The following is a 24,711-nucleotide window of genomic DNA, read 5'->3' as shown; positions in this document are numbered from 1 at the left end:
AGCGCTCTGAGGCGTGGACTTTCCGGAGGGACCACTGTCGGCGTGAGGGAGGGTTCGGATGCCGCGGCCTGGCGACTGGGATGCGATCGGTCTGGGGGGCGACCCCACGCCGGGCGATCCCGAGAAGATCAAGGCACTGGCCGACGGCTTCCAGAAGATGGGCGGCAAGGCGCGCGAGATCATCACCGCGATCGAGGCCGTGATGAACAAGAACGACGACTCCGTGTTCGTCGGGCAGACCGCTGACGCCCTCCGCGGCAAGGTCGACGGCCGGCTGCGCGGGCACGTCGAGAGCGTCGCCTCCGCCTTCGAGTCGTCCGCCACCGCGCTGCGCGAGTGGAGCGGCGTGGTCGTCGAGCAGCAGGCCAAGGCCGACGCCGCGCTGAACGCCGGGCGGGGGCTGGCCGCGGACGATCCGGAGCGCGAGACCCACAAGACCACTGCCGAGGCTGCCGGTACGTACCAGTCCGAGCAGGCCTCGAGCTACGCCGGCCGGATCAACGGTGTCTCGGACATCAAGATGCCGATCTCGGACTGCGAGGTGTTCTGGGAGGCCTTCAAGTGGCTGGCGATCATCCTGATCATCCCGGCGCTGATCTTCGGCGGCCCGATCGCGCTGATCGCCCTCGGCGTGAACCTGGCCCTGTTCATCAAGACCATCGTCGACGTCGCCAAGGGTGACGCCAGCTTCCTGGACCTGTTCCTGGCCGGTCTCGGCCTGATCGCGCCGACCACCAAGGCGCTGCCGATCTTCAGCATCGTGAAGGCGATCGGCAAGGGCATCGGCGCCGGCGTCAAGGGCATCGTCCAGACCTTCAAGAACGTGTTCAGCAAGGACTTCCTGTTCAACGGCCTGCTGGCCGGGCTGAAGAGCATGCCGATGCTGGCCAACATCGCGATCAAGGAGACCGGCCTCTTCGTCGTCAAGAACATCCGGAACTTCCCGCTCAACGCCGCGAACTTCGGCAACAACTTCGGCAAGATCGCGCTGAACGGGATCAAGAACCTCGGAACCGGCTTCGCGAACCTGCCGGGCACGCTGTTCCGCGGGCTGGCGAACGTCGGCAAAGGCTTCGCTACCGGACTCGGCAACACCTTCAAGTTCGTCCAGGCGCACTTCGGCAACCTGCAGTGGACCCGGATCTTCCTGCCGGTGGCGGCGGACGAGATCCGCGCCTTCCGGCTGGCCGGGATGACGGATTTCGGCGCCTTCACCCAGGCCCTCAAGGTCGGCGTGATCGGCCGTGGCATCCAGGGCAAGAACGTGTTCGGGATGCCGATGACGAGCGCGATCGGCAAGTCGATCGCCGGGATCCCGATCGAGACCACCGGTGGCGCGCTCGGCGGCAAGACCAACTTCCTGCACACGATGATGAACCCGCCCGAGATGATCCCGCTCAACATCAAGGGCCTCGGCGAGGTCTCCGGCGCCGGGTTCAACGCGGGCCACGTGAGCATCGCCATCGACGACATCCCGACCGGCAACTTCGCCCCGGTGAAGGGTGGCGACCTTGGCGTCAGCGTGCACACCCCGACCGTCACTACGCCGGGCGGCATCCACATCCCGAGCAACGCCGGTACCAACGTCCCGGTCGTCCCCGGCGGCTCGATCATCCCCTCGGCCCACGTCGGTACGCCGCAGATGCCGTCCAACGTCGTCGCCAACCTGACCCAGCCCGCGGTCGGTACGCCGGTCCTGCCGATCCACGTCGCCACCGGCGCGACCCCGCCCTCGGTACACGTCAACACGAACCTGGGTGCGAACGGCGTCGTCGCCAACATCCCGTCGCCACACGTCGGTACGCCGGAGTTCGGCAACTCACTCCACATGAACAACGTGAACGTCCAGTCGCCCGGCCTCAACAATGTCGGCTCACTGCACGTCCCGACCCCGAACGCGAACTCGGCCGGCTTGAGCGACCTGACCGGCTCCGCGATCCGCAACAACGCCCCGGCCGTCTCACCGCACTTCGGTACGTCGATCGGCGAAGGCGCGGCCCATGGCTTCCAGACCAATCACTTCAAGCTCAGCATCGACGAGGTCCTGAACGCCCCGAGCCCCGCGAACTTCAACGGCCTGCACGCGCTCAACCCGCCCGCCGTCGACCGGATCAACGCCGCGCTCGACCTCGTCCACAACCCCGGCGCGACGACGCAGGGCGTCACCCCGCCGTCGATCCACACCGCCAAGCCCGCCGGTACCGACGTCAACGTCAACGTCCACCTGAACGGCGGCGCCGACTTCAAGCCCCCGGCGCCCGCGACGATCAAGGTCGAGAACCCAGGCCTGGCCGGCGCCCAGAACGCCCCGACCGTGCCGTCGGTGAACGTCCAGCCGATCAACTTGCCGAGCCGGGCCACCGATCTGCACGTCCAGCCGACGACGGTGCACAACACCGGCCAAGGGACGCCGCTGCCGAGCACCAACCTGCCGGGCAACGTCGGCGTACCGGGGCATGGCCTCGACGCCAAGGCCGCGATGCCCGAGACCCAGCTGGTCCCGCTGCACCCGCAGCCCGCGCCGGGAGTGCACAGCAACCCGGGCGTCAACACCCCCGGCTTCAACGGCTTCGACAACGCGGCCCTGCACAACCCAGGGCTGCACAACCCGGGAATGCACAACCCCGGTGTGCACGACCCGGGCTACTCGCTGGCCAAGGGTGCCGACATCGGCAACTCGGGCCACGGCACGAACACGATCGCCAGCCGCTCCGAGATCCAGCTGCACGGCCTCACCGACCGCCCCGGCGCCTACGTCAAGGTCGAGCGGACCGAGGGCGGGATGAGCAGCTACAACCTGTACGGCGGCGGGCCCGACGGCCGGATGGACGTGCTTGCCGGGGGCAACCTTCGCTTCACCGACACGGCCACCGGCCAGACCACCCGCTTCGACAGCGGCGGCATCGTGATCGACCAGGGCCTGCGGCTGACCAAGACCGACGGCGTACTGCGGCCGACCGACCACATCGTCGTCACCAAGGGCGGCGAGTTCCGCGCCACCACCCTGACCGGCGACATCACCCCCGGCATCAAGATCACCAAGCTCGGCAACGGCGGCATCCAGCTGATCGACGAGAAGGGCCTGACGTTCCACTACAACGCGCAGGGCAAGCTGGAGAACCAGACCCTGAGCGCCGCCTGGGACAAGGACCTGGCCGCCAAGGCGGGCGTGTTCCGCCGGCCGGGTGACACCGACGCGATGGTCAACGCCAAGATGGCCGACTTCGGCCAGGTCCAGCGGGCCCAGTCGCACTTCGACAACGCGCTCGACAACGTGGCCGTGCACGGCGAGCGGCTGGACGGGCCGTCGACCGGTCCGGCGGTCGGCGACCAGGTGCACATCGACCTGCGGGCGGCCGAGAACGATCTGGCCAACGCCAAGGCGAGCTTCGAGAGCAAGCACGGGCTCAGCGTCGACAACCTGCAGCAACAGCTCGACAAGCTGACGATCGACTCGCTCAAGGAGCGGCCACGCCTGCTCGGCGGGGTCAGCCGCAGCTTCGACCTGCCCAACGGCAACGGGATGAAGTTCGAGCTGAACGGCACCCAGATCAGCTTCAGCGGGCCGAAGGCGGACGCGTTCAGCAGCACGCTGAACGGCAGGACGCTGACCATCACCGAGACCGGTGGGGCGGGCCAGGCCGCGCACACCTGGACGTACTCGCTGGGCTTCGGCGGGCGCGCGAACCAGATCGGCGAATCCTTCCCGCTGAACGGCGGCCTGTTCGACGGTCAGCCGATCAGCCTGCAGGGCGCGATGGGGCAGTTCGACAAGGCGCTGGTGACGGACCTGCGCGGCAACCACCTGCCGGTCAAGTTCACCGACGACGGGCTGATCGTGCCGTCGCCGCAGGGCCCGCTGGTGTACGACAAGGCCGGCAGCTTCCACGGCGTCGGGCCGTCGACCGGGCACGACCTGCCCAGGCCGGCGGCGCCGAGCCATCTGACCGGCGACGACCTGATCCGCTGGAACGCGCAGGCCGACATCTCCCGGACCCACCTCACGGTGGCGGCCGGGGACAACGACCTCAACCTGTTCATGAAGGGCGTCGCGGGCGGCTCGTACACCTCGAAGAAGGGCTTCGACGGGTACGTCAACCCGTCGGCGCTGCGCGACGGCACCCTGGTCGGCAAGGTGCACACCTTCGAGAACTTCGCCAAGGAGCTGGCCTTCAAGGGGCCCGAGGACAACCTCACCGTGTACCGCGGGTTGTCGATGGACCCGGCCAGCGCGCAGGCCGGCAAGTTCACCGAGCGGTTGCCGATCTCCACCTCGAACACGATGAAGTTCCAGGACGAGTGGGCCAAGAACGGCGTCAACGCCAACCGGGTCGTCTTCGAGGTCGACGTACCGGCCGGGCACAGCAAGCTGTCGATGGCCTACCCGGACGGGTACCAGGCGGTGAAGGGCGACGCGCCGGAGATCAACGCCAGCCAGTTCGAGGTGACGCTGTCGCCGACGACGCTGGTCCGGACCGGCCCGAACCGGACGCTGGACAACGGGATGACGATCATCCCGGTCAAGGCCGAGCAGATCCCGCCGTCGATGTACGAGTCGGTGATTACCGCCAAGTGGCCGGGGATGTCCTCGGAGACGGCGTTCGGCGACTTCGTGAAGTCCTTCGAACTGGGCGCGCTCAAGCAGTTCCCCGATCTGGAGAACGTCACCTCGAAGGCGGTCACCAGTACCGACGGGCTGACCCACACGGTGACGGTCAGCAAGCCGGGTTTCGAGGGCGACGACCTGACCATCACCGTGATGCGCGACCCGAAGGCCGACTCGGTCCGGGTCACCGTCGCCTCGGACGGCGCGAACAAGTTCGACCAGACCTGGACCAAGACCGACTTCAGCAACATCGCCACCGACCTGCGCGGCGGCGTCCTGCACAACAACGAGAAGTTCATGAACCTGCCGCAGCCCGCGCGCTGGGCCGAGGAAGCGGCGCCGCCGGTCCACATCGATGTCAAGGGCAAGGGCAAGGCGGTCGACGAAAGCCTCGACAGCAACCTGGCCTCGCTCAATCGCAACTGGGACAACGACATCGCCTCGCTCAACAAGGCGTGGGCGGACGACATCGAGGCGTTCAACAAGGGCTGGGCGGACGACCTGGCGGCGAAGACCAACGTCTTCCGCAAGGTCGGTGACACCGATGCCGTCGTCGACGCCAGGATGGCCGACTTCAGCCGGGTCGAGCACGCCCAGGGCAACGTCAAGGCGGCGCTCGACGACATCGCCCAGCACGGTGGCCGGCTCGACGGCGCTTCGACCCGGCCGGAGATCGGCGACCAGGCGCACCTGCAGTTGAGTGCGGCCGAGACCGATCTGGCCAACGCGAAGGCTGCCTTCGAGGGCAAGCACGGCATGAAGGTCGACGCGATCCAGCAGCAGCTGGACAACCTGCTGCTCGACTCGCTGAAGGACCGGCCGCGGCTGCCCGGCGCCGGGATGCGCCGGCCGATGCCGATCTCCGGTACCGACGGGATGTTCAAGATCGAGGGCAACTCGGTCAACTTCCTCGGCGACGGTGTCGACGACTTCCGCGGCGTCCTGGACGGCAAGGAGCTGACGGTCACCAAGGTCGATGCCGACGGCAACGTCCTGCGGACGCTGAAGTACGAACTCAACGACCTCGGCTGGCCGATGATGAAGACCGACCAGCTCGTCCTGCGCGGCGGCGGCGACGTCTTCGACGGCCGGGCGCTCACTGCGGAGTGGAGTGGCGGCTCGTTCGGTCGTGGGGCGGTCGACGATCTCGGCGACAACGTGCCGGTCAAGTACAACAGCGGCGAGGGCGAGTACAGCGTGCCCTCGAGGTCCGGTACGCAGGTGTACGACCGCACCGGGAACTTCGTCCGGGTCGAGCCCGGCGTCAAGGGCAAGATGGCGGACCCGATTCCGCCGATCCACCTGGAGGGTGACGACCTCGCGCGGTGGACGGCGCAGGCCGACATCTCCCGCACCCACCTGACCGCCGCCGACAAGTGGGACGACGTCGGCGACATGATGCAGATGGCCTACGAGGGCAGGTTCACCTCGCAGAAGGGCTTCGGCGGGTACATCGACCCGTACGTGCTGGAGACCGGCCTGACGAAGCTGACCAAGGACGTGCACACCTTCAACGAGGTGGCCGAAGGGCTGCTGTTCGACGGGCCGATCGCTCCCACCAGGGTCTATCGCGGGATCGCGATCGACTCGGCCAGTGCCCAGGGCAACAAGTTCGTCGAGCGGCTGCCGGTCTCGACGTCGACCAACTGGGAGTTCCAGAAGACCTGGGCGAAGGGCGCCGACCCCGGCAAGCGGGTCGTGTTCCAGATCGACGTACCGCCCGCGCACGGCAAGTTGGCGCTGTCCTACCCGGAGGGCTACCAACAGGGCCTCAAGGACGCGCGTGCCTTCAACCCGGACCAGCTGGAGGTGACGCTGTCGCCGACCGTGCTCGAGCGCACCGGTGACTCCTTCGTGAAGGACGGGCTGACTGTCATCCCGGTCCGGGCCAGGCAGATCCCGCCCGGCCAGCTGGACAGCCTGATCAGCGAGCGCTGGCCGGGGATGTCCTCGGCGGACGCGTTCGACGACTTCGGCCGCGCGTTCGACCAGGCCCACCTGCAGAAGTTCGGCAATATGTCCGACGTCACGGCGACGTCCAAGCTGAGCACCGACGGCATGGTCCGCGACATCACCGTCAGCAAGCCGGGCCTGCCGGGCCACGACATGACCATCAAGATCACCCGCAACGAGTACGCCGACTCGGTCCACGTCACCGTCACCGCCGACGGCAAGACCACGCTGAACCGCAACTGGAGCCAGACCGAGTTCAGCAGCATCGCCACCGACCTGCGGGCCGGGACGCTGCACGAGAACGACGTCTTCATCGGGATGTCGAAACCGGCCGAGTGGAACAAGCCCACCTCGTTCAGCCCGCAGTGGGACGCCGACCTGGCCGCGAAGGCGAACGTCTTCCGCAAGCCCGGCGACACCGACGCGATGGTCGACGCGAAGATGGAGGACTTCTCCCGGTTCCAGCAGAGCGAGCGGAACCTCAGCCACGCGCTCGACAACGTCCAGTTGCACGGCACCCGGCCGGACGGCCCGTCGACCGGTGGTATCTCGGTCGGAGACCAGGTCCGGATGGATCTCGACGTGGCGCAGGCCGACCTGGACACCGCGAGGGCGGGTTTCAAGCGCAAGTACGACATGGACGCCGATCAACTGAAGACCGACCTCGGCGGAGTGGTGAAACGGCCGCGCGGGCCGGGCGCCGGCCGGGCGTTCGAAGTACCGGGCGGTGGTGTCTCCTACCAGGTCGAGAACGGTGTGGTGCATTTCACCGGCACCCGGGCTGGTGAGTTCACCGGTTCGGTCAACGGCCGGGAGATCACCGTCACCCAGCTGGGATCCAGCGGCGAGACCCTGTCGACCTGGACCTTCCGGCAGGGCTTCGGCCGGCCGAACCTGACCGGCCAGACCATCCACCTGGCGGATGGCCCGTTGGCCGGCGAGGTCGCCAACCTCAAGGGCCTGATGGGCCAGCTGGACGGGACGCTCAACGACGGTGGCGTCTGGCCGATGAAGGTGGTCGGCGACGAGCTGTTCGTGGCCACCCCGGGCGGCCCGCTGCGCTACGGCCGGGACGGTTCGTTCCACGGCCCGGCACCGACCAGTACGTCGCACCTGCCCGCACCCACGTTGCCGGGCAACATCCACGGCGACCCGGTCCGCTGGACCAACCAGGTCGACCTGTCGCGCACGCATCTCACCGCGGCCGCCGAGAACAAGGCCGTCGAGAATCTGATGAAGGACGTCATGGGCGGCTCCTTCACCTCCAAGCGCGGCTTCGAGGGGTACGTGAACCCGCTCGCGCTCGAGGACGGCACGCTGGTCGGCAAGGTGCAGACCTTCTCCGACGTCACCCGCGACCTGCTGCTCAAGGGCGGCGACCGGGACATCACCCTGTACCGCGGTGTCTCGATGGACCCGGCCAGCGCCAAGGCGAACGAGTTCGTCGACCGGCTGCCTAGCTCGACCTCCAACAACATCAAGTTCCAGGAGGAGTGGGCGAAGAACGGCGTCGCGAGCAACCGGTTCGTCTTCGAGATCGACGTACCGGCCGGGCACGGCAAGCTGTCGATGTCCTACCCGCCCGGCTACCAGGCCGGCCTCGACGAGGCACGCGCCTGGAACCAGAGCCAGTGGGAGGTCACGCTGGCCCCGACGACGCTCGTCCGGACCGGCCCGAACCGGCTCGAGAACGGGATGACGATCATCCCGGTCAAGGCCGAGGCGATCGCGCCGTCGGCGTACAGCGATCTGATCAACGCCAAGTGGCCGGGGATGAAGTCGGGCGATGCCTTCACCGACTTCGCGAAGTCGTTCGAGCGGGACAACCTGCGCAAGTTCACCGGCCTGGAGGACGTCAGCACCACGACGGTCAAGCGCGGCCCGGACAACCTGACCGTCACCGCGAGCAAGCCGGGCTTCGACGGCGAGCTGAAGATCAACGTACTCCGGGACGCCGAGGCCGACTCGGTCCGCGTGACGGTCACGGCCGACGGGATGACCACGTTCGACCAGACCTGGAGCAAGACCGACTTCAAGCACATCGCCACCGACCTGCGCGGCAACGTCCTGCACAACAGCGACCTCTTCGCCGGCCGGATGGAGCCGGCGTCGTGGAAGAACGCCGCGGCGACCCCGACGACGGAGAAGGCGCCGGTCTGGGACGCCGACCGGATGGCCCGGATGGACGTACTGCGCAAGGTCGGCGACACCGACGCGAAGCTGACCACCCGGCTGGACGACTTCACCAGGGTGCAGCGGGCGCAGGACGACTACCTCGCCGCCGCGAACAAGTACGAGGACCTGGTGGAGAACCCTGCCGGGACGTCCGGCGGAAAGTCGCTCGAAGACCAGGCCTGGACCGATTACAGGGCGGCTCAGCACGACCTGAACACGGTGCGGGATGCCTTCGAGGCCAAGCACGGGATGCAGTTCGACTCCGTCCAGCAGCAGCTGGACGACCTGCTGACCGGCTCGCTCGGCGACCGGCCGCGGATCGTGGCGGCCGGGCGGGACACGGGCCAGCCGTCGGGTAGCGGCGTACGGATGAACCCGATGGCCGGTGGCCCGACCAAGATGCACGACCTGCCGTCGCAGGTGCAGATCAGAGTGCAGGGCGGTCAGGCGCAGATCATCGGCGGCCTCGACCAGTCGATCCACCTGAACCAGCTCGGCAACGAGCTGACGCTGACCAAGTACGGCGCCGACGGCGTCACCACGATGCACACGTGGGAGTACCGGGTCATGCGCAACGGTTCGCTGACGCTGACCGGCGAGTCGGTCCAGCTGACTCACGGCGCTCTCGGCGGCCGGGTGCTGACGATGGGCGAGGACGGTTTCACCGGCAACATCTACGCCGGTGCGTTCGACGACGGACTCGGCGGGAACTGGCCGGTCAAGGCGAACGGCGACTCGATCACGATCGCCTCGCCGGGTGGCGCGCTGAGCTACGACCGCTCGACCGGAGTGTTCCGCCAGCTGGATCAGGGTCTCACCGGCAACGCGCATCCGCCGGCCGTACCGCAGCACCTGACGGATCTGGACGCGGCTGCCCGGTGGACCGGTTCGGTCGAGCTGTCGCGGACCCATCTGGCGGCGGCCTCGGTCGACGCGAACGTGATGAAGCTGATGGGCGACGTGCGCGACGGCTCCTTCACCTCACAGCGCGGGTACCGCGGTTTCGTCGACCTCGCGCACACCGATGCCGACGCGCTGGTGGAGAAGGTCGACGACTTCGTCCGGATCAGCACGGATCTCGCCTTCCACGGACCGAACGCCCGGGTCACCCTGTACCGCGGGATGTCGCTCGATCCGCTGGCCGCACAGGCCGACAACTTCGTCGAGCGGCTGCCGTCGTCGACGTCGAACGGGATGGAGTTCCAGCACACCTGGGCGCAGAACGGTGACAAGGCGAACCGGGTCGTGTTCGAGATCGACGTACCGGGTGGACACGCGAAGCTGGCCTCGGCGTACCCGCCGCACTACGAGCTCGGGCTCGGGGACGCGGCGCCGGTCAACCCGCACCAGTTCGAGGTGACGCTCGCGCCGACGAACCTGGTCCGGACCGGCCCGAACCGGGTCGAGGACGGGCTGACGATCATCCCGGTCCGGGCCGAGCAGTTGCCGCAGGGCGTCTACGACGACCTGATCCACGAGGAGTGGGGCGGCTTCGCGCCGAAGGAGGCGTTCGACGACTTCGGCCGGGCGTTCTCGGTCGACGGGCTGCGCAAGTTCCACGGGATGGCGGACGTGACGGCCACCTCGACGGTCAGTACCGACGGACTGGTCAACACGATCAAGGTGGTCAAGCCGGGCAGCGCCGACGAGCTGACCATCACGGTGACGCAACTGTCGGACGCGGTCGCGGTGGATGCCAGGCTGGGCGGCGTCCGGTTCTTCGGCCGGGAGTGGGGTGGCTCGGAGTACATGAACTTCGCCACCGACCTGAAGTCCGGGCTGCTGCACAACAGCGATGTCTTCGCCGGCAAGATCGATCCGCTGTCCTGGCGCCAGGCCGCGACGCAGGTGAGCCAGACGTGGACCAGCGACATGGCTGCCCGGGCGAACCTGTTCCGGCAGCTCGGCGATTCCGACGCTCTCGTGCTGACCCGAATGGACGACTTCCAGGCGGTTCAGAAGACGTACGACGACTTCGCCGCCGCGGCCAGGTACGGCGACGAGAACGGCCCCAACGCGGCGAGCACCTCCAACGGGCTGTCGATCGGCGACCGGGCGCAGTTCGACCTGCATGCCGCTCAGGAGAAGTTCGTACTGGCCAAGCAGACCTTCGAGGCCCAGCACCCCGGGTTGTCGGCCGACGGACTGCTGCAGGGGCTCGACGACCTGCGGATCGCGTCGGTCAACGAGCGCCCGCGCGGAGTGGGCGCCGGTGGCTACTGGTCGAGGCCCGAGGCGAACACGACCGGCTATCACGTGGTCGAGGGCAACCGGACGATCCACTACGACAGCGGCGGCACGCTGACCGAGGTGCACTTCAGGCTGAACGGGACCACCGACCGGTTCGTGACCCGCGATGCCGACGGGCTGCATGTGCTCGGCGACGGCGCCGAGAACTTCGCGGTCCGCGGGCTGGACGACGGCGGCTTCCGGATCTACGACGCCGACGGCGGCATGCAGCGGTACGCCGGCGACGGCACGCACCTCGGCGACGGGGTGTCCGTTCTCAACGCGCAAGGGCTCCGGGGCGACCGGTTCGTCGAGGTCGACGGAGTCACCGGCGCGCGGCTGGTCGACCTGCAGGGCACCCATGTGCCGGGGACGACGGTCGATCTGCTGCCGGACGGCGGCTTCCGGGTCAGCACAGCCCAGGGGAACAGTGCGCGGTACGGCGTGGATGGCGTGCAAATCGCGGACGGCCTGCGGCTCACCGACCCGCAGGGCCTTCGTGGCGCGCTGTTCACCGAGCCGAACGGGACGGGCGGCCTCCGCGTCGTCGACGTCAACGGCGCCCCGGTCCCGCACACGCAGGTCACCCGGTTGGGCAACGGCCAGCTGATGGTCGTCGACAACAACCTCGGCGACATCCGGTACTTCGGCAACAACGGTCTGCTGGAGGGCACCGGCGTACGGGTGGCGCACGCCGACTTCCAGGGGCAGACCTTCCTGTACCGGGGTACGGACGGCACGTTGTCCTTCATCGACGACCTCGGTGCCCGGTTGCCGCATCAGGTGGATGTCCTGCAGGGCGGCGGATTCCGGCTCACCGACCCGGCGAACGGCATCGCGCGGACCTTCGACGACGCGGGTCTCGCGATCGATCGGCGGATCCCGCTGCACCAGCCGGGTGTGCAGCCTGGCCAGCAGTTGATCGTCGTCCACGATGTGCACGGCAACGTGAGCATCCGGACCGGTGCCGACGCGCCCGGCCCGGGCACGGTCGAGCTCACCGGCAACGGCGGTTACCGCGCGATCGACGGCGGCAACTACCACGTGTACGACGCCGACGGCGCTCACCAGGCGCACGGTGTCCCCGTCACGCTGCACGGCGAGGACGGCTTCCTCGAGATCGGTACGGCCGGGGCACAGCGGGTCGACGCACAGTACGCGCCGATCGTCGGCCGGCAGGTGAACTTCGACGCGGCCCGTGGCGAGATCACGGTCGGCCGGGTCGGGGGCGAAGACGTCTTCAACCTGCAGGGCGTGCCGATCCGGCAGCTGACCGACCTCGACGGGCTGGGCGCGAGCCAGCTCGGCGGCCGGGTCACCCGGGACCAGAACGGGGTTGTCACTTTCGTCGACAACGCCGGTACGGCGATGCCGAACCGGTACCACGCGACGGTCGATGCCCAGGGCAACGTCCGGGTCGAGATCCAGCTGAACGGGAGTCCACGCAACGGCGAGTATCACGTCTACAACCGGGCCGGAAACCTCACCGAACAAGGCTTCCCTGTGCTCAACAACGGTCAGGCCACGCCGTTCCGGTACGTCGTCGACCGGGCCAACAGCACCTGGACCAGGACCGGTGGGACCAGGGCCGACGGTGTCTTCCAGCACGGCAAGGTCGAGGTGACCGGGGTCGGCAACGGCCAGATCAAGCTGATCAGCTCGTCGGCCAAGGAGGTCCAGGTCTTCGAGCGCCGGTGGCTGCCGGGCGGCGAGATCATGGACAGCTTCCGCAAGACCGACACGCTCGGCTTCGGCACCTTCAACCGGCGGACCACCTGGGCGACGTACGACAACGCCGGCGGGGTGAGCAACTGGGGCAAGCGGGAGTTCGACACCAGCGGCAACTCGTGGATGGACGTCGACCACAACGGCCGCCAGGTGCACCACTACCAGCAGGGCCTGCAGAAGTACGCCAACCCGATCGCGGGCGAGATCGGCCCGCTGGGCAAGGCGGAGAAGGAGATCACGGGTCACGTGATCGCCACCCGCGGCGCCGACGGGAACTGGACCTGGCACCGGTTCGACGCCGACGGCGGCCTGGTCGGGTCGGGTCAGCGGACCTGGGAGAAGCTCGGCGACGGCTTCATCGACCGGGTCAGGCTCCCTGGGCAGACCACTGACGACATCGCCCAGCAGAAATGGGGCACCTGGAACAGCGCGGACCACGCCAACCAGTACAAGGAGTTCAAGCTCGAGACCGGCGCAGGAGGGCTGGAGCGGCCGGGCAGCTGGGAGATCCAGGGCAAGGTCGGCAAGCCGGTCGGCAGCGGGACCAAGCTGCCCAACGACAACATCCTCAGCGCCCACCGGGTCGGCGAGCAGCGGCCGCCGGTCTGGTTCCGCGACTACATCCAGCGCAACCCGGTGCCGGAAGGCAACGTGTCGCACGTCGCCAACGACGCGCGGTACCAGATCTATCGCTGGGAGACGACCGGCGCGAACAACCCGGGCCACGGCGTCCGGTACGTCGCGGGCGACGAGTCCTTCGTCGACGTCGGGCTGGACGGCCGGTTCGTCCGCTTCGAGGGCAAGCTGCACGACGGTACGAAGCTGAAGGTCGGCGACCAGGTCGAGGGATTGACCGACGCGCATCCGAACCCGAACGGCGGGCCGGTCGCGGCCTGGGAGAACGAGGGCACCAAGGGCTGGCGGGTCTTCGACAACACCAACAACAGCTGGCAGGACTTCAAACCGTCGATGGGCCCGCACCCGCAGGGTGGACCCGACTGGATCCTGGTCCGGCAGAGCCACCCCGGTGGCGAGGTCCGCGAGTTCCCCGAGGCCGGCAACACCCACATCTGGGTGCAGCGCGACGCGCACGGCAACCTGGTCGGTTCGTCGCACCAGATTCCGCCGTACGGGCACAACCCGCCGACCCGCTACATCGAGGCGACCGGCCCGGCCGACGGGTCGCGCTGGACCTGGCGCGAACTGGATCTGAACGGCAACCCGACCGGGGTCGGCGGCGAACGCTTCCACTTCAAGGGTTCCCGCGACCAGTCGATCAGCTGGGACAACTCGTTCCGTGACTTCGACGCCAGAGGCAACCTGGTCCGCGACCGGCACATGCTGGACGAGGGCCGGTACGTCGAGTCGTGGAAGTCGGGCAACAACAACTGGCACGCCGCCGAGTTCGACAAGCTCGGCCAGCGGGTCGACCCGGCGATGACCTTCGACCGGCGCTGGAGCAACGGCACCGGACGCTGGTCGAACCAGTGGAACGGTCAGTCGACGCACTTCCGCGACGTCACCCCGAACGGCTCGGCGGTACCGGACCAGGTCCGGTTCGAGACCCCGCAGCACATCGGTGGCGACCGGCCGGTCCGGGTGCGCGAGTACACCGTGGACGCTCAGGGCAACTCCGACCTGGCGCAGTGGAAAGAGTTCGACATCGACAAGATCGTCCGGGAACGGGCGCTGTCGGGGACGAACTACCTGGAGACCGACAAGCTGCACGGTCAGTGGAAGATCTGGGGCCAGGACGGCCGGGTGATCGGCGAGCGGTCCGACACCGGCCTGGTCTTCGAGCTGCGCGACAACCGACTGGTGCTGACCGGCAACGAGTTCGACTTCCGCGGCTCGATGACCGAGTTCCGGGGCTGGAACGCGCGGATCGGCGACGCCCAGCGGCAGCCGTGGCACATGCAGTCCAACTGGACCTTCGACCCGAAGGGCCTGCAGGTCGGCAGCAACCCGCTGCGGATGGAGTCCAACTACGTCTCGTACTCCCGGTTGCTGACCCAGAAGATGCTGCTGACGGCCACCACCGAGTTCGTGATGGACTACGCGGCCAGCGTCATCATCCTGGCGATCATCGCGGAGGCACAGAACAAGCCGTTCACCGGCGAGGACGCGCTCAAGGCCCTGATGAACGCGGCCGTCGGTACGACGCTGAAGACTGTCGCCGGTACCGCACTGACCGAGACCCGGCTCGGCGGCGGCCTGCGCGACCTGAAGCAGACGATGGGCAACCTGGACAGTGGCAAGCTGGCCACCAACCGGCCGAACAACAACAGCGCCACCTGGGGCGTCGAGTGGGCCGGCAACACCACCGCGGCCAAGTGGCGGGGCGGGACCTTCGACTACGGCTTCGGCATGATGATGCTGCCGCTGACCGCGTTCGTGAACGGCACGATGAACGCGGCGATCTTCGGGGTCAAGGGACCGGACGGCAAGACCGTGCACCTGACCGGCTGGCAGGCGATGGCCGAGGGCGGGATGTCGGTCGCGACCGGCTACGCGGTGGCGAACAGCCTCGGCATGCTGAAGACGATCGGCGGCGGGATCGGGATCGGCCGGTACTGGCAGAAGGGCGGCGTCGCCGACCTGGCGTTCGGCTTCGGGACCAAGCTGTTCGAGAAGGGCCTGACGATGTCACTGCTCGGCCCGGCGATCCGGCAGTCGATGGACCCGCCGTGGTCCCGGCCGCTCACCCTGCCGCCCAGTGTTAACGTGCCACAGCCGCAGGTGACCAGCGGCGGCGTGATCCTGCCACCTGGTGTGCAACAGCCGCAGCCGCAGCCGCAGCCCCAGCCGCAGCCGTCCGCCAGCCCGACCGGAGCGCCGTGACCGGGTACGAACCGATGGAGAGCCAGTGACGACGAGGTATGTCGCCCCGAAGGGCGGCCGCGGGACGTACCGCCGGATCTCTGACGCGGTCAAGGCCGCCAGTCCGGGTGACGCCGTCGTGGTCTCGCCCGGCAGCTACACCGAGCAGGTGGTCCTGGACCGCTCGCTGGTGATCGTCGCCGAGCAGGGCCAGGGCAGTGTCGACGTGGTCGGAGTCGCGGGCAGCGGCGTGCCGGCGATCGTCGTCGAAGGGCTCGAGTGCGTACTGCGCGGCCTGTACGTCCGGGCTGCCGACGACAGCGAGACGCCGACCATCGGGGTCGCCGGTGGGGCCGGGCTGTTGATCGAGGACTGCGTCGTCACCGGCAGCCGGATCCATGCCCGAGGCAACGAAGGCCAGGGCTCGGACCTGAGCGGGTACGGCGTGACCTCGGTACTCGTCCGCCGCTCCAAGCTCGGCAGTGGCCGACTGGCCGCGATGCACCTGTCCGGCCGGGTCCGCGCGCAGGTCGAGGACTCCACGATCGAGAAGATCGACGGCATCGGGATCGTCTTGTCGGGTGGCGCCTACCTGGAGGCCAACCGGCTCCGGATGAGTGACACGGTCGGCTACGGCATCCGGTTGCGCGGCGACAGCCGGGTGAAGCTCACCGACTCGGTGCTACGCCAGACGGGCATGGCCGGCCTGCTGCTCGAGGACGCCTCGACCGCGCAGTTGATCGAGCTGTCGATCGACAAGGCCGGATCGGCTGCGATCCATGCGGCCGGGTCGGCGCGGGTCGAGCTGGTGGACTGCCGGTTCCGGGACACGCAGGCCAGTGGGTTCGTGATCCAGGATCAGGCGTCCGTGACGGCCAGGGGTTGTGCCGTGTCCGATTCGGGGGCCAACGGGCTGCTGATCTCGGACGGAGCCCAGGCGACGATGACGGACTGCCGGGTCGACAGGTCGAAGTACAGCGCGTTCCATCTGACCGGTGCGGCTTCGGTGAAGCTCGTCGACAGTTTGATCCGCGGTGGCGCGGAGCACGGGGTGCACGCGACCGGTACGTCGAAGGTCGAGCTGGATGCGTGTGGCATCACCGACATCGGGCTGACCGCGTTGTCGGTCGTGGACGATGCGACGGTGAGGGCCGAGGACTGCCGGATCACCGGGGGCACGATCGGTGTGCATCTGGAGTCGACAGCCGCGACCAGCCTGGAGACGTGTTCGGTGGCCGGGACGACCGGGACCGGGATCGAGTTGTCGGGGTCCGGGTATGTGCAGCTGGACGCAGTACGGGTGAGCCGGACGAAGGCGGCCGGGATCGTCATCGGGACCGGCGCGACTGCGGAGATCACCGGCAGCACGATCGAGAAGTGCGATGGGTCGGGGCTGGTCGTCTGGTCGGGCGTGACACCGACTGTGACCGGGTTGCGGGTCATCGGGGTGGCCAAGAACGGGATCTACATCGCCGAGAAGGCCGCCGGGTCGTACACGGACTGCGATATCGTCGGCGCGAAGTACCCGGCTCTACATCTCAGCAAGGCTTCAACGCCGGTACTACGGCACGTCCGGATCCGTGACTGCGATGGCGCGGTCGGCCAGGACGAGGGCGCGAACCCGGTCTTCGAGGACTGCACGGTGGACGGCGTACCGATGGCTCCGGCTACTCCTGCCGCCGCGTCGGCCGGTACAGGTGGTGCTCCGCCGGTGCCGGTCGGACCGGTGGGGACGCTGGACGAAAGCATGCCGCCCGAGGACGAGAAGCTCGAGGACGTACTGGCCGAGCTCGAGGAGCAGATCGGGCTCGGGCGGGTCAAGCGCGACGTCCAGTCGATGGTGAACCTCATGCAGGCGGTCCGGATGCGGCAGGAGGCCGGGCTGCCGGCGCCGCCACTGAGCCGGCACCTGGTGTTCGCCGGGAACCCGGGAACGGGCAAGACGACGGTCGCGCGGCTCTACGGGCGGGTGCTGAAGGCGCTCGGGCTGCTGCGCAAGGGGCACCTGGTCGAGGTCGATCGGACGGCGCTGGTCGGTGAGTACGTCGGTCATACCGGTCCGAAGACGCAAGCCGCGGTCAACCAGGCGCTCGGTGGGGTGCTGTTCATCGACGAGGCGTACTCGTTGGCGCCGATCGGGATCGGCAACGACTTCGGCGCCGAGGCGATCGCGACGCTGGTCAAGATGATGGAGGACCATCGCGAGGACCTGGTCGTGATCGTGGCCGGCTATGTGAACGACATGGGCCGGTTCATCGGGTCCAACCCGGGACTGTCGTCGCGATTCACCCGGACGCTGCTGTTCGACGACTACACGCCTGCCGAGCTGGTCGACATCTTCGAGTACCACGCCCGCGAGCACCAGTACGAGCTGTCCGAGGACGCCCGGCGGGCGCTGTCGGAGATGTTCCAGGTACTGCCGCGGGGCGAAGGTTTCGGCAACGGCCGGTCGGCACGCCAGATCTTCCAGCAGATGACCGAGCGCCAGGCCTACCGTCTCGCCACCCTGACCGCCCCCACCCCGGACCAGCTGGTCTCGCTGGAGGCGGCCGACCTACCGATCGACTACACCGCCAACTCCTGAGAAAGTACTTGTACGCGAAGGGGGAGGTTGCGACTCATGGCTGCAGCACGGAGATCGGCGGCTCTGGTCGCCGTCGTCACGGCATTCGTCCTGCTGCTCACGAGCAGCCCGGCATCGGCTGCTGAGAGTGAGCAACGAGCTGGTGAGCGCTTCTATCTCTCGCTGGGCGACTCGCTGGCCTTCGGCTTCCAGCGGTTCAAGGTCGGGCTTCCGGCAGAGGCGTTCGACACCGGGTACGCCGATCTGCTGGCTGCCGGTCTTCAGCACGGGCAGCGGCGGCCGACCCTGGTGAACTACGGCTGCCCGGGCGAATCGACGACCACCTTCGCGACCGGGCAGTGCCCGTGGGCGGGGGCAGGTCTCCCGTTGCACGATGTGTTCACCGGGCCGCAGCAGGCGGCCGCAGTGGACTTCCTCCGCGACCATCGGGGCAAGGTCGATCTGGTCACGCTGTCCCTGTGGGGGAACGACGCCAACGAGTTCATTGCCTCCTGCAACGGAAGCGTGCAGTGCATCCTGGACGGTGCGCCGGCGGCGATCGCGCGGATCGCGGCGAACCTGTCCGGCATCCTGCAGCGGCTTCACCGGGCCGCGCCGGATGCGCGGATCGTGGTGCTCGGCGCCTTCGACGGCAACGTCGGTGCGTTTCCGCTCACCCACCCGATCATCCGGCAGCTCAATGTCGCGATGGCCGCTGCAGCGGCCGGACAGCGGGCCCGGTTCGCGGATCCGATGCCGATCTTCAACCCAGAGGGCGACACCGGTGCCGCCCTCTGCGCCCTGACCCTGCTCTGCCGCGACGGCGACCTGCATCCGTCGGACGCCGGCTACCGCGCCCTGGCCGACTTAATGGCCTCGTAAGGCCTACTGAGCCGCGCCATACAGCCGGTCGCCTGCGTCGCCCAGGCCCTCTCCCTAACCTCTTTTTCTTTTACTGCGCCACGCCGTACAGGCGGTCGCCTGCGTCGCCCAGGCCCGGGACGATGTAGCCCTTGTCGTTGAGGTGTGAATCCATACCGGCGATGACGAGAGTGCAGGGGATGTCCAGGTCGGCCAGCTCGCGCTCGATCCGCTCGACGCCCTCGGGAGCGGCCAGGATGCAGATCGCGGTGATGTGGTCGGCGCCGCGGTCGACCAGGAACTGGATCGCCGCCGCGAGGGTGCCGCCGGTGGCCAGCATCGGGTCGAGGACGTAGCACTGGCGCCCATGCAGGTCTTCCGGCAGCCGTTCGGCGTACGTCGAGGCGGCGAGGGTCTCCTCGTTGCGGATCATCCCGAGGAAGCCGACCTCGGCCGTCGGAAGCAGCCGGGTCATCCCCTCCAGCATGCCCAGCCCGGCGCGCAGGATCGGGACCACCAGTGGCTTCGGCGAGGTCAGCTTGATGCCCTCGGCCTCGGCGACCGGGGTGGTGACGCTGATCGGGCCGGTCCGGACGTCCCGTGTCGCTTCGTACGCGAGCAGCGTGACGAGCTCCTCGGTCAGCCGCCGGAAGGTCGGCGAATCCGTCCGCTCGTCCCGCAGGGTGGTGAGCTTGTGAGCGACCAGTGGATGGTCCACGACGAGGATCTGCATGCCGTGAACGCTACCGTCGGCGATTCGCCACTGGAAACTCTGTGCCCTTTTAGGATGGAAAGGCAGTCGTTTTAGGTCAGTTGGCCCCCGCCCCGGGGCGCCCCCCAGAAATCGGTAGAGCCGAATCGACCCTGGACGGTGTCGCCGTGCCCGAACCCACCGGCAAGTCACCCGAACAGCTCGACCGGCTCCGCCGCCGCGCCGCCTTTCTGCGCGAACTGGACGAGGCCCGCGCCCTGCGCGCCCGGGTGGCTCCCCGCCGCACCCGGGTCCGGCAGATCCGGGCCGCCATGCGCCGGGCCACATATCACCACTGAGCGTGCGAACAACAGTAGAAAAAACAGAAAAAAGGCGCAAAGTACGCTGCGAGTCTGCGACCATGCAAAGGTGTCCGAACCCATGGCTGGGCCGATGACGACCACCACTGACCTCGACTTCGCGGTCGCCGCCTACAGCGAGGACGGCGAGTGGCTGGTCGCTCCACTGGTACTCCGGGGCGAACCGGACCTGTCCGCGCTCGTCTCGGCGCTGCGCCGCTATCCCGGTGATCAGGGCGTGCTCGGGATGATCTCGGTCGACGAGGACTTCTTCATCCTGCTCCGGGTGGTCGGCGGCCGGGCCCGGCTGCTGATCTCCGACGTCACCGCCGCCACCGAGTGGCCGCTGGCCAAGCAGGTCGTGGACGAGCTCGACATCCCGCTGGCCGATGACGACGACGAGCAGGTCCCGGCCGGTGACCTGGGCATCGTCGCCGACCTGGGGATGACCGCGATGGATCTGGGCGCGCTGATCGACGACGTCGACCTCTATCCCGAGGAGATGCTCGAGGAGATCGCCGAGGTGCTCGGCTTCGGCGACCGGTTCCACGAGGCGATCGAAGCAATTGGCTAACCCCGCACACCGCGCCTATGCCCAGTTGATGGGGCTGGCGCTGGAAGAGGCCGAGAAGGCGCACGGCAGCGCCGACGTACCGATCGGCGCCATCGTCGTGGACGCCGACGCCCAGGTGATCGGCCGCGGCCACAACGAGCGCGAGCTGACCGGCGACCCGACCGCGCATGCCGAGGTGCTCGCGATCCGCGAGGCGGCCCAGCACGTCGGCGAATGGCGCCTCACCGGCTGCACACTGGTCGTCACCCTGGAGCCCTGCACGATGTGCGCCGGGGCGATCGTGCTGTCCCGATTGGAGCGCCTGGTCTTCGCGGCGTACGACGAAAAAGCAGGCGCGGTGGGCTCCCTCTGGGACGTCGTACGAGACCGCAGACTGAACCACCGCCCCGAGGTGATCGGCGGCGTGATGGCCGACGAAGCGGGCGCGAGGCTACGCGATTTCTTCACAAGCCATAGGTCTTGATAGCCTCTTCGGCGGTGGCGTGTCCGAGCGGCCGAAGGAGCGCGCCTCGAAAGCGCGTGAAGGGTACCCCCCTTCCGAGGGTTCAAATCCCTCCGCCACCGCCAACCACCCCCGGGTGGTAGAAACACCGAGGACCCTGATGCTGTGTGATGCGTCAGGGTCCTCGTTTTTGCTCCGCCGATCCAGCCACGGCCCGGAGACCGCAGGGCGTGGAGCCCGCATTGCCCAGAGTCCGCAAGGCGTGGAGCCCGCGGGACGTGGAGCCCGCAGGGCGCGATGGGGTGTGGTGCGGATGCCTCGGCAGATGGCGAACCGGCGGCTGCAGGACCACCGCGACGGAGCGGGTCCTGTGAACGGGTGCGTGGGGTTTCTGCTTTTGATTGGTTGCCGGAGGCATGGCTCCACTAAGCTGCAATCCCCGACCCGGAGAAGTAGAGGGCCGCTGTGGACGTCACCGATCTCGACCGGATTCTGCTGGCCGGCGCTGCTGTGCTGCTGGTGGCGATCATTGCCGTCCGGTTGTCCGGCCGCCTGGGGCTGCCGTCGCTGCTGATCTATCTGGCGATGGGGCTATTGCTGGGCGAGTCCGGGGCTGGGATCCAGTTCGAGGACGCTCAGTTGGCGCATGCGCTGGGGTTTGCGGCGCTGGTGATCATCCTGATCGAGGGCGGTCTGACCACCCGCTGGAACGAAGTACGCCCAGTGATGCCAATGGGCGTCGTACTGGCGACCCTCGGCGTAGCGATCAGCGTGGGCGTGGTCGCGTGTGTCGCCCACTTCGTACTGGGCCTCGACTGGCAGATCTCGGTACTCCTGGGTGCTGTCACCTCGCCCACGGACGCCGCGGCCGTCTTCTCCGTGCTGCGGCGCGTCAACGTCCGTCCGCGGCTGCGGGGGATGCTGGAGGCCGAGTCAGGCCTCAACGACGCTCCTACGGTCCTTCTGGTGACTCTGGTGAGCACCGACGGCCTCAAGGAGCACGGTCTGCCGTACTTCGCCGGCCTGGTCGTCTACGAGCTCGTGGTCGGCGCTCTGTTCGGCTTCGTGATCGGCTGGGCGGCCGTCGGATTGCTCCGCAAGGTCGCGCTCGGCTCGGCCGGTCTGTACCCGCTGGCGATCGTCTCGCTCTGCTTCGTCTCGTACGCCGGCGGCACGGTCCTCCTGCACGTGTCCGGGTTCGCCGCCGTCTACGTGACCAGCCTGATCCTCGGGCGGGCCGAGTTGCCGCACCGGATGGCGACCAGGTCGTTCGTCGACGGGTTCGCGTGGCTGGCGCAGATCGGGCTGTTCGTGATGCTCGGGCTGCTCGCGTCGCCGGGGCGGATCCAGCTGAACGACGTACTGCTCGCGCTGGTGATCGGGATCGCGGTCACCGTGGTCGGGCGGTTCGCGGCGGTGACGTTGTCGGTGTCGTGGTTCAAGATCCCGTGGCGGGAGCAGACCTTCGTCGCATGGGCGGGGTTGCGGGGCGCGGTACCGATCGTGCTAGCGACGATCCCGCTGGCGGAGAAGGTGCCGCAGGCGGATCGGGTGTTCGACGTCGTCTTCGTACTCGTCCTGCTCTTCACTTTGCTGCAGGGCCCGTCGCTGCCGTGGCTGGCGAAGCGGCTGAAGGTGCTCGACGACAACGCGGCGCACGAGGTCGACATCGACGTGGCGCCGCTGGAGTCGCTCGGCGCGGACATGCTGCAGGTACTGATCCCGAGCGAGTCGCGGCTGGCCGGCGTCGAGATCGGCGAGCTCCGGTTGCCGCCGGGCGTGTCGGTGTCGCTGGTGATCCGCGACCACAAGGCGTTCGTCCCCGAGCGCCGGACGGTACTCCGCGCAGGCGACGCCGTACTCGTCGTCGCCCCCTCAGCCCTCCGGGAACCCACAGTCCGCCGCCTCCGAGCCGTCAGCCGAGCAGGCCGCCTAGCCGGCTGGTTCGGCGAACGAGGCCGCGAACAGCTCTGAAACTCAGTTGGGGTTCTGGCCGGAGGGGACTGGCTGGGTGGGGCGGATGCTGGGCAGGCAGAGGGTGGTGTTCTTGGGGAGGGTGATCGACGGGATGCCCTGGTCGCGTAGGCCGGGGTAGCCCTGGCCGAGGACGAGGTCGACGGTGTGGTCGGCGCGCTTGTCGGCGGTGGGCTTGACCTTGCCCTTCACCTGGCCGGCGACGAGCCGCATCTCGGGACCGTTGGCCTCCGTGCCGCGCAGCGCGACGCCGCTGATCTTGTCGCCGTTCGGCTCGTTCGCGACCTTGGCGACGTGGAACCCGCGCTTGCGAAGGATGGTCGCGACGGCAGCCGCGGAACCGGCCTTGGCGCCGCCGTTGTAGACGTTCACCGAGACCTGCTTGGGCGTGAGCCGGTCGTTCGCCATCTTGGTGTCGACACAGTTCGGCTCGGCGCTGCTCTGGGTCAGCGAGTTCCAGCCCCACCAGCCGCCGCCGACGAGCACGCCGAGCAGCACCACCATGGTGATCGGCGTCCGCCACTGGATGCGCGAGTGTGGGCGCGGCTGTGGGTGGAAGGCGCTCATCTGACAGTCCCCCGACTCATCGACTCAGTCCACGACCAGGACCCGGGCGTGCAGGACCAAACGCTGCTGCAGCGCCGCGCGCAGGGCGCGGTGCAGACCGTCCTCGAGGTACATCTCGCCTTTGAACTCGACCACGTGGGCGAACAGGTCACCGTAGAAAGTCGAGTCCTCGTCGAGCAGCGCGTTCAGGTCCAAGGTGCCCTTCGTCGTCACGAGCTGGTCGAGCCGCACCTGCCTCGGTGGCAGCACAGACCAGTCCTTCGGCTTGTACCCGTGGTCCGGGTAAGGCCGTTCCTCGCCGACGCGCTTGAAGATCACCCACCGGAGTCTAGCCGGGAAGGAGGGTCGGTGAGAGGTCAGGAATGTCACCGGAAAAAGACGCGCCGAGCACTCAACCAGAAGGGGTCCTCGGGCGTCTCATGGGGTTAAGGACTAGTTGGGGGAGAAAAATGAGGATTCTGACCCGAATAGGCGTCGGGACGGCCGCTCTCGCGGTGGTCGTCGCCGGTACGACGATTCCGGCCGACGCGCTCACCGTGACCCAGACCAAGGCGGCCCAGACCCGTCTGACCAAGCTCGGCTGCACACCTGGACCCGTCGACGGCAAGGCCGGGGCGATGACGAGTGCGGCCACGGTGCGGTTCCAGGCCGCCAACGCGCTGAGCCAGACCGGCGCGATCAACAGTACGACGTACGCCCGGTTGCTGGCCTCCACGGCCAAGCGCTGTGACGTGCGCGCGGTCCCCCGGCGTACCGGAACAGGTCGCCGGATCGTGATCAGCCAGGGCCAGAACTGGGTCTGGCTGGTCGATGCCAAGGGCAAGGTGGTGCGGCAGGGCGGCATCATCGACAACCCGACGTACCTGAAGCCGGGGACGTACACGAGCGGCGCCAAGTGCGGCCGGGCCGCCCGGATCCGGAAGAACACCGACGGCGGCCGGCTCTATCTGAACAACTTCGTCCGGTTCGCGCCGTGCGGGATCGGCTTCCACCAGATCCCGACGTACAAGAGCAACGGCGCCCAGATCCACGCCGACTGGCTGCTCGGCACCAACTCCAAGGCCTCACACGGCTGCATCCGGGTCTCGGCCTCGATGTCGGCCACGATCTGGTCCTTCGCGGCGACTTCCGTCAGGGTCGTCGTCATCCGCTGACAATCCCACTAGCAT

Annotated in this window: 11 protein-coding genes and 1 tRNA gene; 9 read left to right on the top strand and 3 right to left on the bottom strand. The window is 68.3% G+C overall.

Annotation, left to right across the window (positions count from 1 at the left end; all coding sequences use genetic code 11):
• Positions 1-58 precede the first annotated feature (58 nt).
• From AB0M15_RS10555 to AB0M15_RS10545, 3 genes are read left to right on the top strand one after another with little or no spacing between them, the layout of a single operon-like run.
• Positions 59-15,532 carry a hypothetical protein gene (locus AB0M15_RS10555; protein ID WP_363816116.1) on the top strand — a complete coding sequence of 5,158 codons (15,474 nt, stop codon included), beginning with the start codon at positions 59-61 and terminating at the stop codon, positions 15,530-15,532.
• Positions 15,533-15,557: 25 nt separating this feature from the next.
• Positions 15,558-18,095, top strand: a complete 2,538-nt coding sequence (locus AB0M15_RS10550) for a right-handed parallel beta-helix repeat-containing protein (protein ID WP_363816114.1) — start codon at positions 15,558-15,560, stop codon at positions 18,093-18,095.
• Between the two features lie 36 nt (positions 18,096-18,131).
• Entirely contained in the window at positions 18,132-18,956 is an 825-nt protein-coding gene (locus AB0M15_RS10545) for an SGNH/GDSL hydrolase family protein (RefSeq protein ID WP_363816112.1), read from the top strand.
• Between the two features lie 70 nt (positions 18,957-19,026).
• On the opposite strand, the gene upp is transcribed toward AB0M15_RS10545, so the two are convergent.
• Positions 19,027-19,668: a uracil phosphoribosyltransferase gene (gene upp, locus AB0M15_RS10540; RefSeq protein WP_363816110.1), complete on the bottom strand. Its 642-nt coding sequence runs from the start codon at positions 19,666-19,668 to the stop codon at positions 19,027-19,029.
• Positions 19,669-19,814: 146 nt separating this feature from the next.
• Between upp and AB0M15_RS10535 the strand changes: the two genes are divergently transcribed.
• The 5 genes from AB0M15_RS10535 (at position 19,815) to AB0M15_RS10515 (ending at position 22,975) form a co-directional block, all read left to right on the top strand.
• A complete protein-coding gene (locus AB0M15_RS10535; protein ID WP_363816108.1) occupies positions 19,815-19,985 on the top strand; it encodes a hypothetical protein in 171 nt (56 codons plus the stop codon).
• A gap of 94 nt (positions 19,986-20,079) precedes the next feature.
• Complete coding sequence (locus tag AB0M15_RS10530) at positions 20,080-20,559, top strand: tRNA adenosine deaminase-associated protein (protein WP_363816106.1); 480 nt, start codon at positions 20,080-20,082, stop codon at positions 20,557-20,559.
• Between the two features lie 28 nt (positions 20,560-20,587).
• Complete coding sequence (gene tadA / locus AB0M15_RS10525; protein WP_363816593.1) at positions 20,588-21,022, top strand: tRNA adenosine(34) deaminase TadA; 435 nt, start codon at positions 20,588-20,590, stop codon at positions 21,020-21,022.
• Positions 21,023-21,035: 13 nt separating this feature from the next.
• Positions 21,036-21,126: transfer RNA gene (locus AB0M15_RS10520), tRNA-Ser, on the top strand.
• A 340-nt stretch (positions 21,127-21,466) separates the two neighbouring features.
• Positions 21,467-22,975: a potassium/proton antiporter gene (locus AB0M15_RS10515; protein ID WP_363816104.1), complete on the top strand. Its 1,509-nt coding sequence runs from the start codon at positions 21,467-21,469 to the stop codon at positions 22,973-22,975.
• A 3-nt stretch (positions 22,976-22,978) separates the two neighbouring features.
• Here the strand turns inward: AB0M15_RS10515 and AB0M15_RS10510 are convergent, their stop codons facing one another.
• Positions 22,979-23,542 (bottom strand): LytR C-terminal domain-containing protein, encoded by a 564-nt coding sequence (locus AB0M15_RS10510; protein ID WP_363816102.1) that lies wholly within the window; start codon positions 23,540-23,542, stop codon positions 22,979-22,981.
• 24 nt (positions 23,543-23,566) lie between these two features.
• Positions 23,567-23,860, bottom strand: coding sequence for a type II toxin-antitoxin system VapB family antitoxin (locus AB0M15_RS10505; RefSeq protein WP_020388608.1), 294 nt, complete (start codon positions 23,858-23,860; stop codon positions 23,567-23,569).
• Positions 23,861-23,991: 131 nt separating this feature from the next.
• Between AB0M15_RS10505 and AB0M15_RS10500 the strand changes: the two genes are divergently transcribed.
• Entirely contained in the window at positions 23,992-24,696 is a 705-nt protein-coding gene (locus AB0M15_RS10500) for a L,D-transpeptidase family protein (RefSeq protein WP_363816100.1), read from the top strand.
• The last annotated feature ends 15 nt before the right edge of the window (positions 24,697-24,711 follow it).

The organism is Kribbella sp. NPDC051718 (genome assembly GCF_040681515.1).
Taxonomy (GTDB): Bacteria; Actinomycetota; Actinomycetes; order Propionibacteriales; family Kribbellaceae; genus Kribbella.
The sequence above is the reverse complement of the archived record's forward strand: the minus strand, read 5'-3'. Positions and strand labels throughout refer to the sequence as shown.

Bases quoted from the DNA above. Each gene is read 5' to 3' on its own strand.
- AB0M15_RS10555 (WP_363816116.1), top strand. From the start codon at position 59: ATGCCGCGGCCTGGCGACTGGGATGCGATCGGTCTGGGGGGCGACCCC.
- AB0M15_RS10545 (WP_363816112.1), top strand. From the start codon at position 18,132: ATGGCTGCAGCACGGAGATCGGCGGCTCTGGTCGCCGTCGTCACGGCA.
- upp (WP_363816110.1), bottom strand. From the start codon at position 19,668: ATGCAGATCCTCGTCGTGGACCATCCACTGGTCGCTCACAAGCTCACC.
- AB0M15_RS10530 (WP_363816106.1), top strand. From the start codon at position 20,080: ATGACGACCACCACTGACCTCGACTTCGCGGTCGCCGCCTACAGCGAG.
- tadA (WP_363816593.1), top strand. From the start codon at position 20,588: ATGGGGCTGGCGCTGGAAGAGGCCGAGAAGGCGCACGGCAGCGCCGAC.
- AB0M15_RS10510 (WP_363816102.1), bottom strand. From the start codon at position 23,542: ATGAGCGCCTTCCACCCACAGCCGCGCCCACACTCGCGCATCCAGTGG.
- AB0M15_RS10500 (WP_363816100.1), top strand. From the start codon at position 23,992: ATGAGGATTCTGACCCGAATAGGCGTCGGGACGGCCGCTCTCGCGGTG.